We start from the raw sequence: 12,532 nt of genomic DNA, 5'->3' as shown, positions 1-12,532 counted from the left end.
GCTCACTCGCTTCTGGCTCTCAAGATGAGATCGGCCCGCGGGTCCTCGGCCGCTGTGGCGGTGTTGAACTCCGTGAGCAGCTCACGAGACTTGTCGTCGAGCGTCTTCGGCACCATGACCTCGACGCTGGCGAGCAGGTCGCCCTTGGTGCCGTCCTTGCGCGTGACACCCCGGCCGCGGATGCGGAACGTGCGCCCGTTCGGCGTGCCCGAGGGGATGCGCAGTGTCACCGGCAGTCCCTTGAGCGTCGGCACCTTGATCTCGGCGCCTAGCGCCGCCTCCGAGAACGTCACGGGGACCGTGACGGTCAGGTTGTCACCCGACCTGCCGAAGACGGTGTGCGGCTTGACGTGCGTCACGATGTAGAGATCGCCGGATGGGCCGCCGTTCTCGCCCGGTGCGCCCTTGGCCTTGAGCCTGACCCGCTGCCCGTCGGCCACCCCCGCGGGGATGCGCGCCTGGATCGTGCGGGTGCTCTTGGCCCGGCCGTTGCCCTCGCAGACGGGGCAGGGGTCGTCCACGAGCAGCCCGCGGCCCTTGCAGTCGCGGCACGGCTCGGAGAAGGCGAAGTTGCCCAGGTTGCGGCTGGCCGCGCCGGTGCCCTCGCAGGTCGGGCAGACCCGCGGGGTGGTGCCGGCCTTGGCGCCGGTCCCGCTGCACGCGGTGCAGGCCGCCGAGCTGGTCAGCCTGAGCGACACCGTGGTGCCCTCGGCGGCCTCCGTGAACGACAGCGTCACCTCCGACTCGATGTCCTGCCCGCGGCGCGGCCTGGTGGCGGTGCCGGGGCGGGTCGTGCCGCCCCGGTTGAACAGCCCGCCGAACAGGTCGCTGAAGCGGTCGCCCGCCCCCTGGCCGGAGGTCTGCTGACCGGTGCCGCCGAACAGGTCGCCGAAGTCGAACGGGAAACCGCCGCCGCCACCACCCGGACGCTGGCCGCCCACCCCGGAGCCGAACAGCGTGCGCGCCTCGTCGTACTCCTTGCGGCGCTTGCTGTCGGACAGGACGTCGTAGGCCTCGGAGACTTCCTTGAACTTCTTCTCCTTGGCCGTGTCGCCCTGGTTGGTGTCGGGGTGGTACTGCCTGGCCAGCTTCCGGTACGCCTTCTTGATCTCGTCGGCGGTGGCTGACTTGGGCACACCAAGGACGGCGTAGTAGTCCTTCTCCAGGTAGTCCTTGGTGCTCATCTACGGCCCTTCGTCCTCGTCAGTTGTCGTCGTCATCGGACGCGGGTGAGTCGCCCGGCTCGGCCACGGCCACGCGCGCCGGGCGCAGCACCCGGTCGCCCATCTGGTAGCCGAGCTGCAGCACCTCGACCGCGGTCGGCTCGGTCACCTCGGGCGAGTAGCTGTGCATCAGCGCCTCGTGGATCACCGGGTCGAACGGGTCGCCCTTCTGACCGAACGGGCTGAGCCCCAGCTTGGTGAGCACCGCCTCCAGCGACTCGGCCACCGCCGCGAAGCCGCCGGTGAGCTCACCGTGGTCGCGGGCCCTGCCGATGTCGTCGAGCACGGGCAGCAGCTCCGAGAGGACGTTGGCGGTGGCCTGCTCTCGCACGGCCACCCGGTCGCGCTCCACGCGACGGCGGTAGTTCTGGTACTCGGCCTGAACACGTTGCAGGTCGGCCGTCCGCTCGTCCAGCTGGGCCTGGAGCTCGGCGTCGGCCGGAGCGGACTCCGCCGGCGCCTGCTGCTGGTCCTGCTTGGCCGAATCGTTCTCGGCTCGCACCCTTACCTCCCCCGTCTCCGGGTCGATCTTGCGGTTGTCGCGGATCACCGGCTCTTCGTGCCCGTTCTCACGCAACGGCCTCACTTGTCCTTCTTCGGCTCGTCATCCACGATCTCGGCCTCGACGACGTCGTCGTCGGCCTTCTGCTCCTGGGTGGCGGACGCGTCCTGGGGAGCGCCCTCGGGGCCGCCCGCGGTCTGGCCCTGGCTCTGCGCGTAGATCGCCGAACCCATCTTCTGGCTGACCGTGGCGAGCTTCTCCGCCGAGTTGCGGATCGTGTCGGTGTCGGTGCCCTCCAGAGCCTTCTTCAGCTCGGCGAGCGCGTCGTTGACCTCGGTCTTGATGTCGCCGGGGACCTTGTCGTCGTTCTCTCGCAGGAACTTCTCGGTCTGGTAGGCGAGCCCGTCGGCGTTGTTGCGGACCTCGGCCTCCTCGCGGCGCTTGCGGTCCTCCTCCGCGTACGACTCGGCCTCGCGCATCATGCGGTCGATGTCGTCCTTCGGCAGCGCGGAGCCGCCGGTGATCGTCATCGTCTGCTCCTTGCCCGTGCCCAGGTCCTTGGCGGAGACGTTGACGATGCCGTTGGCGTCGATGTCGAAGGTGACCTCGATCTGCGGGATGCCGCGGGGCGCCGGCGCGATGCCGGTGAGCTCGAACGTGGCCAGCTTCTTGTTGTAGGCCGCGATCTCGCGCTCGCCCTGGAACACCTGGATCTGCACCGACGGCTGGTTGTCCTCGGCCGTGGTGAAGACCTCGGAGCGCTTGGTCGGGATCGTCGTGTTGCGCTCGATGATCTTGGTGAAGATGCCGCCCTTGGTCTCGATGCCCAGCGACAGCGGGGTAACGTCGAGCAGCAGGACGTCCTTGACCTCGCCCTTGAGCACACCGGCCTGCAGGGCGGCGCCGATGGCGACGACCTCGTCCGGGTTGACGCCCTTGTTGGGCTCCTTGCCGCCGGTCAGCTCCTTGACCAGGTCGGTGACGGCGGGCATCCGGGTCGAGCCGCCGACCAGCACCACGTGGGCGATGTCGGAGACCTTGATGCCGGCGTCCTTGATGACCTGGTGGAACGGGCCCTTGCAGCGCTCGAGCAGGTCGGCGGTGAGCCGCTGGAACTCGGCGCGGGTCAGCTTCTCGTCGAGGTGCAGCGGGCCCTCGGAGGAGGCGGTGATGTAGGGCAGGTTGATCGAGGTCTCGGACTGGGCCGACAGCTCGATCTTGGCCTTCTCCGCGGCCTCGCGCAGGCGCTGGAGAGCCATCTTGTCCTTGGACAGGTCGACGCCGTGAGCGTTCTGGAAGCGCTTGACGAGCTCGTCGACGACGCGCTGGTCCCAGTCGTCACCACCGAGGTGGTTGTCGCCGCTGGTGGCCTTGACCTCGACGAACCCGTGGCCGTCTTCCTGGCCGACGTCGAGCAGGGACACGTCGAAGGTGCCGCCGCCCAGGTCGAAGACCAGGATCGTCTGGTCTTCCTCCTTGTCGAGGCCGTACGCGAGCGCGGCCGCGGTCGGCTCGTTGATGATGCGCAGCACGTTGAGGCCCGCGACCGTGCCGGCCTCCTTGGTGGCCTGGCGCTGGGCGTCGTTGAAGTAGGCCGGGACGGTGACCACCGCGTCGGTGATCTTCTCGCCCAGGTAGGCCTCGGCGTCCTGCTTGAGCTTCTGCAGGACGAAGGCGCTGATCTGCTGCGGGGAGAACTTCTTGCCGTCGATCTCCTGGGACCAGTTGGTGCCCATCTCCCGCTTGACGGACCGGATCGTCCGGTCCACGTTGGTGACGGCCTGTCGCTTGGCGACCTCGCCGACCAGGACCTCGCCGTTCTTCGCGAACGCGACCACGGACGGCGTGGTCCGCGAGCCCTGCGCGTTGGCGATGACGGTGGGCTCACCGCCCTCGAGAATCGAGACGACGGAGTTGGTCGTCCCCAGGTCGATACCTACCGCACGTGCCATGAGTACGTCCTTGTAGTCAAAGTTGAGTCGGTTACGCTCAACCTACGAATGGAGGCGTGCTTTGTCAAACGCCTTGAGCGTACTCGACTCAACCCCTGACAAGGGCGTTCTGTTCCCCTGAGATCTCCCCTAGGGGTTCCCGCTTACCCCGTCATACGCCGCTCACGATCTTCCGCTTGCCCAGCGGGGACTTGAGCTTGACCGTCGTGCTCTTCTCGATGGCGATCATGATGCAGGAGACGTTCTTCGCCTTCGGCGACGTGCCCTCGTACAGGGTGACCGTCACCCGCTTCTTCGTCTCCTTGACCTTCACCCGGTGGAGCACCGTGCACGGCTCCACCCCTGACCACCACGTGAGCCGCACCTGGCGCCCCTTCGACACCGGCGTCGCCTCGGTGAAGCGCACCTTGCGCGGGTTGAGCGCGTCGCCCGTCGGCTTGACCGGCTTGGGCGTGGCCGGCGGGGTGGTCGTGACCACGTCGGCCACGGGTGTGCTGGACACCGGCGTGTCAGGCCCGGGGGACGCGGCCTGCTCGGCGGGCCGCTCGGCGCCGCACCCGGCGGCGAGGACGAGACATCCGGCGATGAGAGTCGCTGTCGCTGTGCGCATAACCCCTACGACGGATGTGACAGGCCTCCGGTTCAGCCGGTTGACCCCGTTGTGGAGGCCCCTTGGGAAATCAGGCCGTACGGCGACACCGGAGTGGGCGGCAGGCGCAGGCGCGGTGAGTAGTGTTGAGCCGTGCTGCGTCAGGCTCTACTCGCCGTCTCCCGGAGCGCGCGCGCCGAGCGCGTCATCTCCACCTCGCCGCTGACCCGCGACGTGGTCAGGCGCTACGTCGCCGACGACATCGCCCGCACGGTCGCCGAGCTGACCCGCAGGGGCCTGCTCGTCACCGTCGACCACCTGGGCGAGGACGTCCACGACAGGGCGCAGGCGGAGGGTGCCGTCCGGGCCTATCTGGAGCTGCTGCGGGTGCTGCCCGAAGGCGCCGACGTGTCGGTCAAGCTCACCGCGCTCGGGCTGCGGCTGTCGGAGCAGCTCGCGCTCGACAACGCCGCCACCATCTGCGAGTCCGCCGCGCTGCGGGGCATCACGCTGACCCTCGACGCCGAGGAGCACGACACCATCCCCGGCCTCCACTCCATCCACACCACCCTGCGCAAGGAGCACCCCGGCGTGGGCGTGGTGGTGCAGGCCTACCTGCGCGACTCGGCCGAGCGCTGCGTCAAGCTGGACGGGGCCAGGGTGCGGCTGTGCAAGGGGGCCTACACCGCGCCGGGCGCCTACACCTCGGCGGCCGACATCGACCGCTCGTACGCGCGCTGCCTCAGGGTGCTGATGGGCGGCACCGGCTATCCGATGGTCGCCACCCACGATCCGCGGCTGATCGGCATCGCCGCCACCCTGGCCGTGCTGGAGGGGCGCGACCACCACGGGTTCGAGTATCAGATGCTGTACGGGGTGCGCCCGGACGAGCAGGAGAGGCTGGCCGCGCAGGGCGCCCGGATGCGGGTCTACGTCCCGTACGGCGCCGACTGGTATGCCTACCTCATGCGCAGGCTCGCCGAACGCCCCGCCAACCTGGCGTTCTTCGCCCGGTCGCTGCTGTCGCGGGGCTGACCGGAGACGCCGGTAGGCTGCGACCGGCGTCTAATGCGTGAGGGGCATCTGATGATCGCGATTCTCGGCACCGGCAAGATGGGCGAGGCCCTGCTGTCCGGGATGCTGCGGGCCGGGTTCAAGCCGGGCGACGTGCTGGCCACGGTGCGCCGGCCGGAGCGGGCGCGGGCGCTGGCCGAGACCTACGGGGTGCGCGCCGTCTCCAACGCCGAGGCCGCCAAGTCGGCCGGCACGCTCATCCTGGCGGTCAAGCCGCAGGACATGGGCGCGCTGCTCGACGAGATCGCCCCCCACCTGCCCGCCGACCGCCTGGTGATCAGCGCCGCGGCCGGCATCACCACGGCCTTCGTGGAGCAGCGGCTGGGGCACGAGACGCCGGTGGTCAGGGTCATGTCCAACACGCCCATCAAGTTCGACGAGGCGATGAGCGTGATCTCCGCGGGCGCGTACGCGGGGGAGGACCATCTGCGGCGCACCGAAGACCTGCTGCGGCCGGTCGGCAAGGTGCTGCGCATCCCCGAGTCGCAGCAGGACGCCGCCACGGCGCTGTCGGGCAGCGGGCCGGCCTACTTCTTCTACCTGGTGGAGGCCATGGTCGACGCCGGGATCCTGCTGGGCATGCCCCGGGCGGCGGCGCTCGACATGGTCACCCAGTCGATCGTGGGCGCGGCCGTCATGCTCCGCGACTCGGGCGAGCACCCGGTGATCCTGCGCGAGGCGGTCACCTCCCCGGGCGGCACCACGATCGCGGCCATCGCCGAGCTGGAGCGCCACAGCGTGCGCGCGGCCTTCCTGGCGGCCATCGAAGCGGCCCGCGACCGGGGCCGCGAGCTCGCGTCGGGCTGACCCGAGGTCAGGCGTCGCGCCGCCGCATCAGCACGGCGCCCGCCAGCATGGCCGCGGCGACCCAGACGAGGTAGACCGCGAACCCGCTCCACGGGCCCAGGGAGCCGGTGCTCTGGCCGGACACGATCAGCGCGCCGGCGTTCGTGGTGAAGTGTTCGGACACGGTCCTGCCCCACTCGCCGGGGAGCTGGGTGGTCAGCGGGGGCAGCACCAGTATCAGCGCGATGGCCGACACGATCGCGCCCGGCGTGTGCCGGATCAGCGTGCCCAGCCCCAGCCCGAACAGCCCGCACGCGGTCAGGTAGAGGGAGGACCCGAGCGCCGACCGCGCCATCTCGCCCGCTTCGACGGAGGCCGGCTGGAAGATCGCCAAGCCGACGCCGATCGCGCCGGCCGACGCGAGCAGGCAGACGACCAGCGAGACCGCCGTGAACACCACGATCTTGCCGGTCAGCAGGCTCATCCGCCGGGGCACGGCCATCAGCGAGGTGCGGATGGCCCCGGTGCGGTATTCGCCGGAGATCACCAGAACACCCAGGGTGGCCATGGCCAGCGCGGCGAGCGACGCGCCCTGCAAACTGACGATCATCGCCTGCTCGCCCGGGACCGGCCCGTCGGCCGTGCTCCTGACCGAGGCGCTGAGAAGGGCGGAGACGCCCAGCATCAGCACGACGGTGGTGGCGAGGGTCCACAGCGTGGACCGCACCGATCGGATCTTGGTCCACTCGGACCGGAGGACATCGGTCATGACGTGTACTCCAAGCTGTCTTTGGTGAGCTCCATGTAGGCGGCTTCGAGCGAGGGCTTGACGAACGTCAGCTCCTCCAGCGGCAGCCCCGCCCTGGCGGTCATCGTGCCGATCTCCAGCGGCGACACCCCGGTCACCCGCAGGTGGTCGGTGTGGAGCTCGCCCACCTTGACCAGCTCGGCCACCTCGGCCAGCCGGGGCGAGCGCACCAGCACGTAGCCCTGCGAGCTGCGCCCGATGAACTCCGGCACGCTCGTGTCGGCGATCAGCCGGCCCTTGCCGATGACGATCAGATGGTCGGCGGTCTGCGACATCTCGCTCATCAGATGGCTGGAGACGAAGACCGTGCGGCCCTCGGCGGCGAGCCCGCGCATCAACGTGCGGATCCACAGGATGCCGTCGGGGTCGAGCCCGTTGACCGGCTCGTCGAAGAGCAGGATCTCCGGGTCGCCGAGCAGGGCCGCGGCGATGCCGAGCCGCTGCGACATGCCCAGCGAGAAGCCGCCGACGCGGCGTCCGGCGACGTTGCCCAGCCCGACGAGCTCCAGCACCTCCTCGACCCGGGCGGCCGGGATGCCGTTGCTCTGCGCGATGGCCAGCAGGTGGTTGCGGGCGCTGCGCCCGCCGTGGACGGCCTTGGCGTCGAGCAGCGCGCCCACCTTGCGCAGCGGGTGGCGCAGCTCCTGGTAGGGCTTGCCGTCGACCAGCACGGACCCGCCCGACGGGTGGTCGAGGCCGAGGACCATGCGCATCGTCGTCGACTTGCCCGCGCCGTTGGGCCCCAGGAACCCGGTCACCCGGCCGGGCTCCACGTCGAACGACAGGTCGGTCACCGCCATGGTCTTGCCGTAGCGCTTGCTCAGGTTGGTTGCCCGAATCGCGGTCATGGACCCAGCATGATCGCCCTGAAGATCGTTATCGTCGGCCCGAGGTACGGTTCCGGCCCGGCCCCATAGGACCGTGGTCCTACTCTCCCGGGCTGACCAGCGCGGCCTCGTACGCCACGATCACCGCCTGGGCGCGGTCGCGCACCTCGATCTTGGCGAACAGGCTCGTCACGTGGTTCTTGATCGTGGACGGGGAGACGCCCAGCCCGGCGGCGATCTCCGCGTTGGACAGGCCGCGCGCGATCAGCGTCAGGATCTCCCGCTCGCGGTCGGTGAGCGCGTCCAGCCTGCCGGCCCCGCGCGACGCGGAGCGCCGGGGCTCGGGAGCCCGCACGAACGTGCCGATCAGCCGGGTGAGCAGCCGGGGCGCGAGTGCCGCCTCCCCGCTGTGCACCACCCGCACGCCCTCGACCAGCTCCTCCGGCGAGACGTCCTTGGGCAGGAACCCGCAGGCGCCCGCGCGCAGCGCCGCGACCACGTTCTCGTCCAGGTCGAAGGTGCTCAGCGCGAGCACCCGCACGCCGGGCTGCCCGCCGATGATCAGCTCCGTGGCGCGCACCCCGTCCAGGCCGGGCATGTGCAGGTCCATCACCACCACGTCGGGCCGCAGTTCAGCGCTGAGCCGCACGGCCTCCGCGCCGTCGCCCGCCTCGCCCACCACGGTCAGGTCCGGCTGCGCGTCCAGCATCAGCCGGAAGCCCTTGCGGACCAGCGCGTGGTCGTCCACCAGCAACACAGAGATCACGTCTTCTCCAGGGGGATGCGCGCGTGCACGCGGAAACCGCCTTCCTCACGGGGGCCGGTCGACAACCGCCCGCCGCACAGCGCCACGCGCTCGGCCATGCCGCCGAGCCCGAACCCGGCCGGGGCGGCCGGCTGCTTGGACGCGCCGTCGTCGAGCACCTCGACCTCGATCGCCGCGCTCTCGTACGACAGGCGCACGGTCGCGCGGGCGCCCACCGAGTGCTTGCGCGTGTTGGTGAGCGCCTCCTGCACGATCCGGTAGACCGCGTGGTCGACCGCGGTGGGCAGCGCCACCGGCTCGCCCCGCACGGTCAGGCGGGCGGGCAGCCCCGCGGTCCCCGCCTCCTCGACCAGCGCGGGCAGCCGGTCGGTGCCCACCCCGGTCGCCGCGTCGGCGCCGCCGCCGCCGTCGGCCCGCAGCACGTCGAGGAGCTGGCGCATCTCGGCCAGCGCCTGGCGGGCCGTCTGCTCGGCGCCCTGGAGGGCGTCACGGGCGACCTCCTGCTCCGGCGGGAGCGTGGCCCTGGCGCCGCCCACCAGCGCGTTGATCACGCTCAGGTGGTGGGCCACCACGTCGTGCAGCTCACGGGCGATGCGCCGCCGCTCGGCCCGCACCGCCGAGTCGGCCGCCTCCCGCTGCGCCCGCTCGCGCAGCTCCGCGCGGATCCGGACGAACTGGCCCAGCCCTACCGGAATCCCGACAGTGAACAGGCCCGCCAGCAGGATCCCCAGAGGGTCGCCCGCCGGGGACGGCCTGGCCACGAGGATCAGCGCGGCCGCGTACAGGAGGGCGCCGGCGCCGCCGGCGATCGCGGCCCTGCGCCCGTCCAGGTAACGGCCCAGGCTGTAGAGGCCGATCAGCAGGATCGGGCTGCCGGAGGCGACCCCGAGGAAGGTGGCGGTGATGTCCAGCCCGAGCAGCAGGGCGGCGGTCAGGACCGGCCGCTCGCGCCGCATCAGCAGGACCGGGACGGTGATCAGGTAGAGCGTGGCGAAGATCAGGCCCTCGCCCCGGGTCAGCCAGATGGCGAGGGCGGCGACGACCCCCGGCGCGGCGAGCACGACCACGAGCGTGACGTCGAAGACCCGTGGGCGTCGTAAGAACAACCACGCGTCCCGGGCCCGCTGCCGAACGCCCATGATCCGATGTTACGGAATTTTCTCCGCCATTGCCGGGGGAGGTGTCTGGACGCCTGCCGTTGACGCTGCGGTAACGTCACCTCAAGGCGAAGGAAACGGGAGCATGCATGAGCCAGCCGGCGCGGGTCATCTGGGACGACGCCCTCATCTCCTACGACTTCGGCCCCGACCATCCGCTGGCGCCCGTCCGGGTCGAGCTGACGATGGCGCTGGCCAGGGAGCTCGGCGTGCTCGACAAGGTCGAGGTCGCGCCGTGCGCGCCCGCCACCGACGACGAGCTGGCGATGGTGCACGACCCCGGCTACATCGAGGCCGTCAAGCGCGTCTCGGCCACCGGCCGGCCCGACCTGTCGGCGGGGCTCGGCACGTCCGACAACCCCGCCTTCGCGGGCGTCCACGAGGCGTCCGCGCTGATCGCCGGCGCCTCGCTCGCCGCCGCCCGCGCGGTCTGGGAGGGTACGGCCGGGCACGCGGTCAACGTGGCAGGCGGGCTGCACCACGCGATGGCCGCCACGGCCAGCGGGTTCTGCGTCTACAACGACCCCGCCCTGGCCATCGCCTGGCTGCTGCGGCAGGGCGCGGGCCGCGTCGCCTACGTGGACGTCGACGTCCACCACGGCGACGGCGTGCAGGCGCTGTTCTACGACGACCCGCGGGTGCTGACGATCAGCCTGCACGAGAGCCCGCGCACGCTCTTCCCCGGCACCGGGTTCCCCGGCGAGACCGGCGCCGACGGCACCGCCGTCAACGTGGCGCTCCCGGCGGGCTGCGGCGACACCGGCTGGCTGCGCGCCTTCGACTCGGTGGTGCCGCCGCTGCTGCGCGAGTTCCGGCCTGACATCCTGGTCACCCAGCACGGCTGCGACAGCCACGCGCTCGACCCGCTCGCCCATCTGATGCTGAGCGTCGACGGCCAGCGCACCGCCTACGCCTACCTCCACCGGCTGGCCCACGAGACGGCGGGCGGCCGCTGGATCGCGACCGGCGGCGGGGGCTACGAGTTGGTCCAGGTGGTGCCCAGGATCTGGACCCACCTGATCGCCGAGGTCGCCGGCCACCCGATCGACCCGGCCACGCCGACCAGCGAGGCCTGGCGGCGTCTCGTACGCGAGCGCACGGGCGAGCTGCCGCCGCTGACCATGACCGACGGACGGACCCCGGAATTCCAGGATCTCTCCGGTGGTTATGATCCAGCGGACCCCATCGACCGTGCGATCATGGCGACCAGAAACGCGGTGTTCCCGCTGCACGGCCTCGATCCGATGCCCTAAGGAAGACCAGTGCTGAGCCGCGATCGACTCCGCGAGCATCTCGTCCAGACCCGCATCGCCGGGGAGGTCGCGACCTCCCGCGAGAACAACCTGGACCACTACAGCTCGCTCGCCAACCGCGACCCCTACTACATGCTGGGGCTGACGTTCGAGCAGCCGTGGCGCTTCCGCGACGTGCTCGCGCTCATGGCCAAGGCCGCGGGCGTGGTCGCCGACCCGGGCCACCGCTGGGGCCAGGACACGATCGACCCCGACCTCACCGTCGACGCGCTCGACGCCATGGCCGACCGGATCGCCGCCGCGCTGTCGCGGCCCGGCCCGCGGCTGCTGTTCGCCACCGGCCACCCCACCGGGCTGCTGGCCATCCACCTGCCGCTGGCGCGGCTGGCGCTGGAGCGCGGGGCGACGCTGCTGTGCCCGGCCGAGGGCTGGACCTACGCGGGGTCCGGGTTCGGCCGCCCGCGCCGCCTCCGCTATCTCGGCGACGTGGCCATGCTCGACGACAAGGGCGCGTTCGTGCACACCCACGACGCGGCCCCGATGGAGCACATGCTGGCCGAGCTGGGAGACGAGCGGCCCGATCTGGTTATCGCCGACCACGGGTGGGCAGGGGCAGCGGGAGAGGCGGGAGTGCCCACTGTGGCATTCGCCGACAGCAACGACCCCGGCCTCTTCGTGGGAGAGGCCGAGGGCAAGATCGAAGTGGTGGTGCCTTTGGACGACAACGTGCTACCCCGCTACTACGCACCGCTCACGGAGCGCCTCGTCACACGAGTCACAGCTGCCCTATGAGTTGAAATCGGTCATCCTCATACCGTCGTTTCGCCCCTGCATTCCGAGGGACTCACTGTCACTTTGCCAACTTTTGATGAGGCGTGGGCGACTCTTATAGGTGACCGTTTGGACAGGTCCAACGGGTGTGCGGGCGGCTGAAGAGGGCGGCTGGCCAGCATTTTCGCGGATTCGCCTGACAGGCGGATCCATCGGCTGAGAAACTAGGGGGTTTGCGCACTCGGAGTCCCGACTTACGCTGACAGCAGTACACGTGCGTGAGCAATGGCACCAGTGGGGATAACCCGGAAACACGTGCGGAAGAGGCGTCCGATGGGTGCAGGCGAAAGACCTCTCAGTGAGGTGAAGTTCCTGACAGTGGCTGAAGTGGCCACAGTCATGCGAGTGTCGAAGATGACTGTCTACCGACTGGTGCACTCGGGAGAGTTGCCGGCCATCCGTGTCGGCCGCTCGTTCCGGGTGCCGGAGCAGGCGGTGCACGACTATCTTCGCGAGGCCTACATCGAGGCCGGATGAGTCACGAGTAGCGGTGTGCCGCGGCATGCCGTGAATGCAGTCGCGGGAGAGACCCGGCCGCGGCGCGCGGCCGGGCTTTCACCCCCAAGGGGCGATCTACCATGGATCGCCGGTAGTCTGTGAGCCTGCGTGCGCTCGCACGCTGTTTTCGACGTGCTACCAAGACCTGGGGGTCCCGTGGGCTCTGTGATCAAGAAGCGCCGCAAGCGGATGGCCAAGAAGAAGCACCGCAAGCTGCTCAAGAAGACGCGCATCCAGCGGCGTAACAAGAAGTAGACGACGCAGCT

14 protein-coding genes are annotated in these 12,532 nt (G+C 70.5%); 6 read left to right on the top strand and 8 right to left on the bottom strand.

Annotated elements, in window-relative coordinates; genetic code table 11:
* Positions 1 to 2: 2 nt before the first annotated feature.
* From dnaJ to ABD999_RS13635, 4 genes are all read right to left on the bottom strand, one after another.
* The gene (dnaJ, locus tag ABD999_RS13650; RefSeq protein WP_148036330.1) at positions 3 to 1,184 is read right to left on the bottom strand and encodes a molecular chaperone DnaJ; all 1,182 of its coding nucleotides are present in this window, start codon (positions 1,182 to 1,184) and stop codon (positions 3 to 5) included.
* A gap of 19 nt (positions 1,185 to 1,203) precedes the next feature.
* On the bottom strand, positions 1,204 to 1,809 hold the full coding sequence (gene grpE / locus ABD999_RS13645; RefSeq protein WP_219544827.1) for a nucleotide exchange factor GrpE: 606 nt from the start codon (positions 1,807 to 1,809) through the stop codon (positions 1,204 to 1,206).
* Positions 1,806 to 3,677, bottom strand: a complete 1,872-nt coding sequence (gene dnaK / locus ABD999_RS13640) for a molecular chaperone DnaK (RefSeq protein WP_148036331.1) — start codon at positions 3,675 to 3,677, stop codon at positions 1,806 to 1,808. The genes grpE and dnaK overlap by 4 nt, the downstream gene beginning before the upstream one ends.
* A 151-nt stretch (positions 3,678 to 3,828) precedes the next feature.
* Complete coding sequence (locus ABD999_RS13635) at positions 3,829 to 4,287, bottom strand: hypothetical protein (RefSeq protein WP_148036332.1); 459 nt, start codon at positions 4,285 to 4,287, stop codon at positions 3,829 to 3,831.
* A gap of 132 nt (positions 4,288 to 4,419) precedes the next feature.
* On the opposite strand from ABD999_RS13635, the gene ABD999_RS13630 reads away from it, so the two are divergent.
* Both ABD999_RS13630 and proC read left to right on the top strand, forming a co-directional pair.
* Positions 4,420 to 5,301, top strand: a complete 882-nt coding sequence (locus tag ABD999_RS13630) for a proline dehydrogenase family protein (protein ID WP_148036333.1) — start codon at positions 4,420 to 4,422, stop codon at positions 5,299 to 5,301.
* 51 nt (positions 5,302 to 5,352) lie between these two features.
* Positions 5,353 to 6,147 carry a pyrroline-5-carboxylate reductase gene (proC, locus tag ABD999_RS13625; protein ID WP_271274771.1) on the top strand — a complete coding sequence of 265 codons (795 nt, stop codon included), beginning with the start codon at positions 5,353 to 5,355 and terminating at the stop codon, positions 6,145 to 6,147.
* A 7-nt stretch (positions 6,148 to 6,154) separates the two neighbouring features.
* On the opposite strand, the gene ABD999_RS13620 is transcribed toward proC, so the two are convergent.
* The 4 genes from ABD999_RS13620 to ABD999_RS13605 all read right to left on the bottom strand — a co-directional run bounded on the left by ABD999_RS13620 (position 6,155) and on the right by ABD999_RS13605 (position 9,666).
* On the bottom strand, positions 6,155 to 6,895 hold the full coding sequence (locus ABD999_RS13620) for an ABC transporter permease (RefSeq protein WP_271274772.1): 741 nt from the start codon (positions 6,893 to 6,895) through the stop codon (positions 6,155 to 6,157).
* A complete protein-coding gene (locus tag ABD999_RS13615; RefSeq protein WP_148036336.1) occupies positions 6,892 to 7,782 on the bottom strand; it encodes an ABC transporter ATP-binding protein in 891 nt (296 codons plus the stop codon). The genes ABD999_RS13620 and ABD999_RS13615 overlap by 4 nt, the downstream gene beginning before the upstream one ends.
* A gap of 79 nt (positions 7,783 to 7,861) precedes the next feature.
* A complete protein-coding gene (locus ABD999_RS13610; RefSeq protein ID WP_271274773.1) occupies positions 7,862 to 8,527 on the bottom strand; it encodes a response regulator in 666 nt (221 codons plus the stop codon).
* Positions 8,524 to 9,666: a sensor histidine kinase gene (locus ABD999_RS13605; RefSeq protein WP_271274774.1), complete on the bottom strand. Its 1,143-nt coding sequence runs from the start codon at positions 9,664 to 9,666 to the stop codon at positions 8,524 to 8,526. Before ABD999_RS13605 ends, ABD999_RS13610 begins: the two co-directional genes overlap by 4 nt.
* A 107-nt stretch (positions 9,667 to 9,773) precedes the next feature.
* On the opposite strand from ABD999_RS13605, the gene ABD999_RS13600 reads away from it, so the two are divergent.
* From ABD999_RS13600 to ABD999_RS13585, 4 genes are all read left to right on the top strand, one after another.
* Positions 9,774 to 10,937 carry an acetoin utilization protein AcuC gene (locus ABD999_RS13600; protein ID WP_271274775.1) on the top strand — a complete coding sequence of 388 codons (1,164 nt, stop codon included), beginning with the start codon at positions 9,774 to 9,776 and terminating at the stop codon, positions 10,935 to 10,937.
* A 9-nt stretch (positions 10,938 to 10,946) separates the two neighbouring features.
* The gene (locus ABD999_RS13595) at positions 10,947 to 11,729 is read left to right on the top strand and encodes a phosphatase (RefSeq protein WP_148036340.1); all 783 of its coding nucleotides are present in this window, start codon (positions 10,947 to 10,949) and stop codon (positions 11,727 to 11,729) included.
* Between the two features lie 312 nt (positions 11,730 to 12,041).
* Positions 12,042 to 12,245, top strand: a complete 204-nt coding sequence (locus tag ABD999_RS13590) for a helix-turn-helix domain-containing protein (RefSeq protein ID WP_026214222.1) — start codon at positions 12,042 to 12,044, stop codon at positions 12,243 to 12,245.
* 177 nt (positions 12,246 to 12,422) lie between these two features.
* A complete protein-coding gene (locus tag ABD999_RS13585) occupies positions 12,423 to 12,521 on the top strand; it encodes a 30S ribosomal protein bS22 (protein WP_018654693.1) in 99 nt (32 codons plus the stop codon).
* The last annotated feature ends 11 nt before the right edge of the window (positions 12,522 to 12,532 follow it).

This window comes from Nonomuraea ferruginea, from assembly GCF_039540635.1.
In the GTDB taxonomy this organism is placed as follows: Bacteria; Actinomycetota; Actinomycetes; order Streptosporangiales; family Streptosporangiaceae; genus Nonomuraea; species Nonomuraea ferruginea.
This window is presented reverse-complemented; position numbering and strand designations above follow the sequence as displayed.

Coding starts and splice junctions, on each gene's coding strand:
- dnaJ (WP_148036330.1), bottom strand. CDS start 1,184: ATGAGCACCAAGGACTACCTGGAGAAGGACTACTACGCCGTCCTTGGT.
- dnaK (WP_148036331.1), bottom strand. CDS start 3,677: ATGGCACGTGCGGTAGGTATCGACCTGGGGACGACCAACTCCGTCGTC.
- ABD999_RS13635 (WP_148036332.1), bottom strand. CDS start 4,287: ATGCGCACAGCGACAGCGACTCTCATCGCCGGATGTCTCGTCCTCGCC.
- proC (WP_271274771.1), top strand. CDS start 5,353: ATGATCGCGATTCTCGGCACCGGCAAGATGGGCGAGGCCCTGCTGTCC.
- ABD999_RS13620 (WP_271274772.1), bottom strand. CDS start 6,895: ATGACCGATGTCCTCCGGTCCGAGTGGACCAAGATCCGATCGGTGCGG.
- ABD999_RS13615 (WP_148036336.1), bottom strand. CDS start 7,782: ATGACCGCGATTCGGGCAACCAACCTGAGCAAGCGCTACGGCAAGACC.
- ABD999_RS13605 (WP_271274774.1), bottom strand. CDS start 9,666: ATGGGCGTTCGGCAGCGGGCCCGGGACGCGTGGTTGTTCTTACGACGC.
- ABD999_RS13600 (WP_271274775.1), top strand. CDS start 9,774: ATGAGCCAGCCGGCGCGGGTCATCTGGGACGACGCCCTCATCTCCTAC.
- ABD999_RS13590 (WP_026214222.1), top strand. CDS start 12,042: ATGGGTGCAGGCGAAAGACCTCTCAGTGAGGTGAAGTTCCTGACAGTG.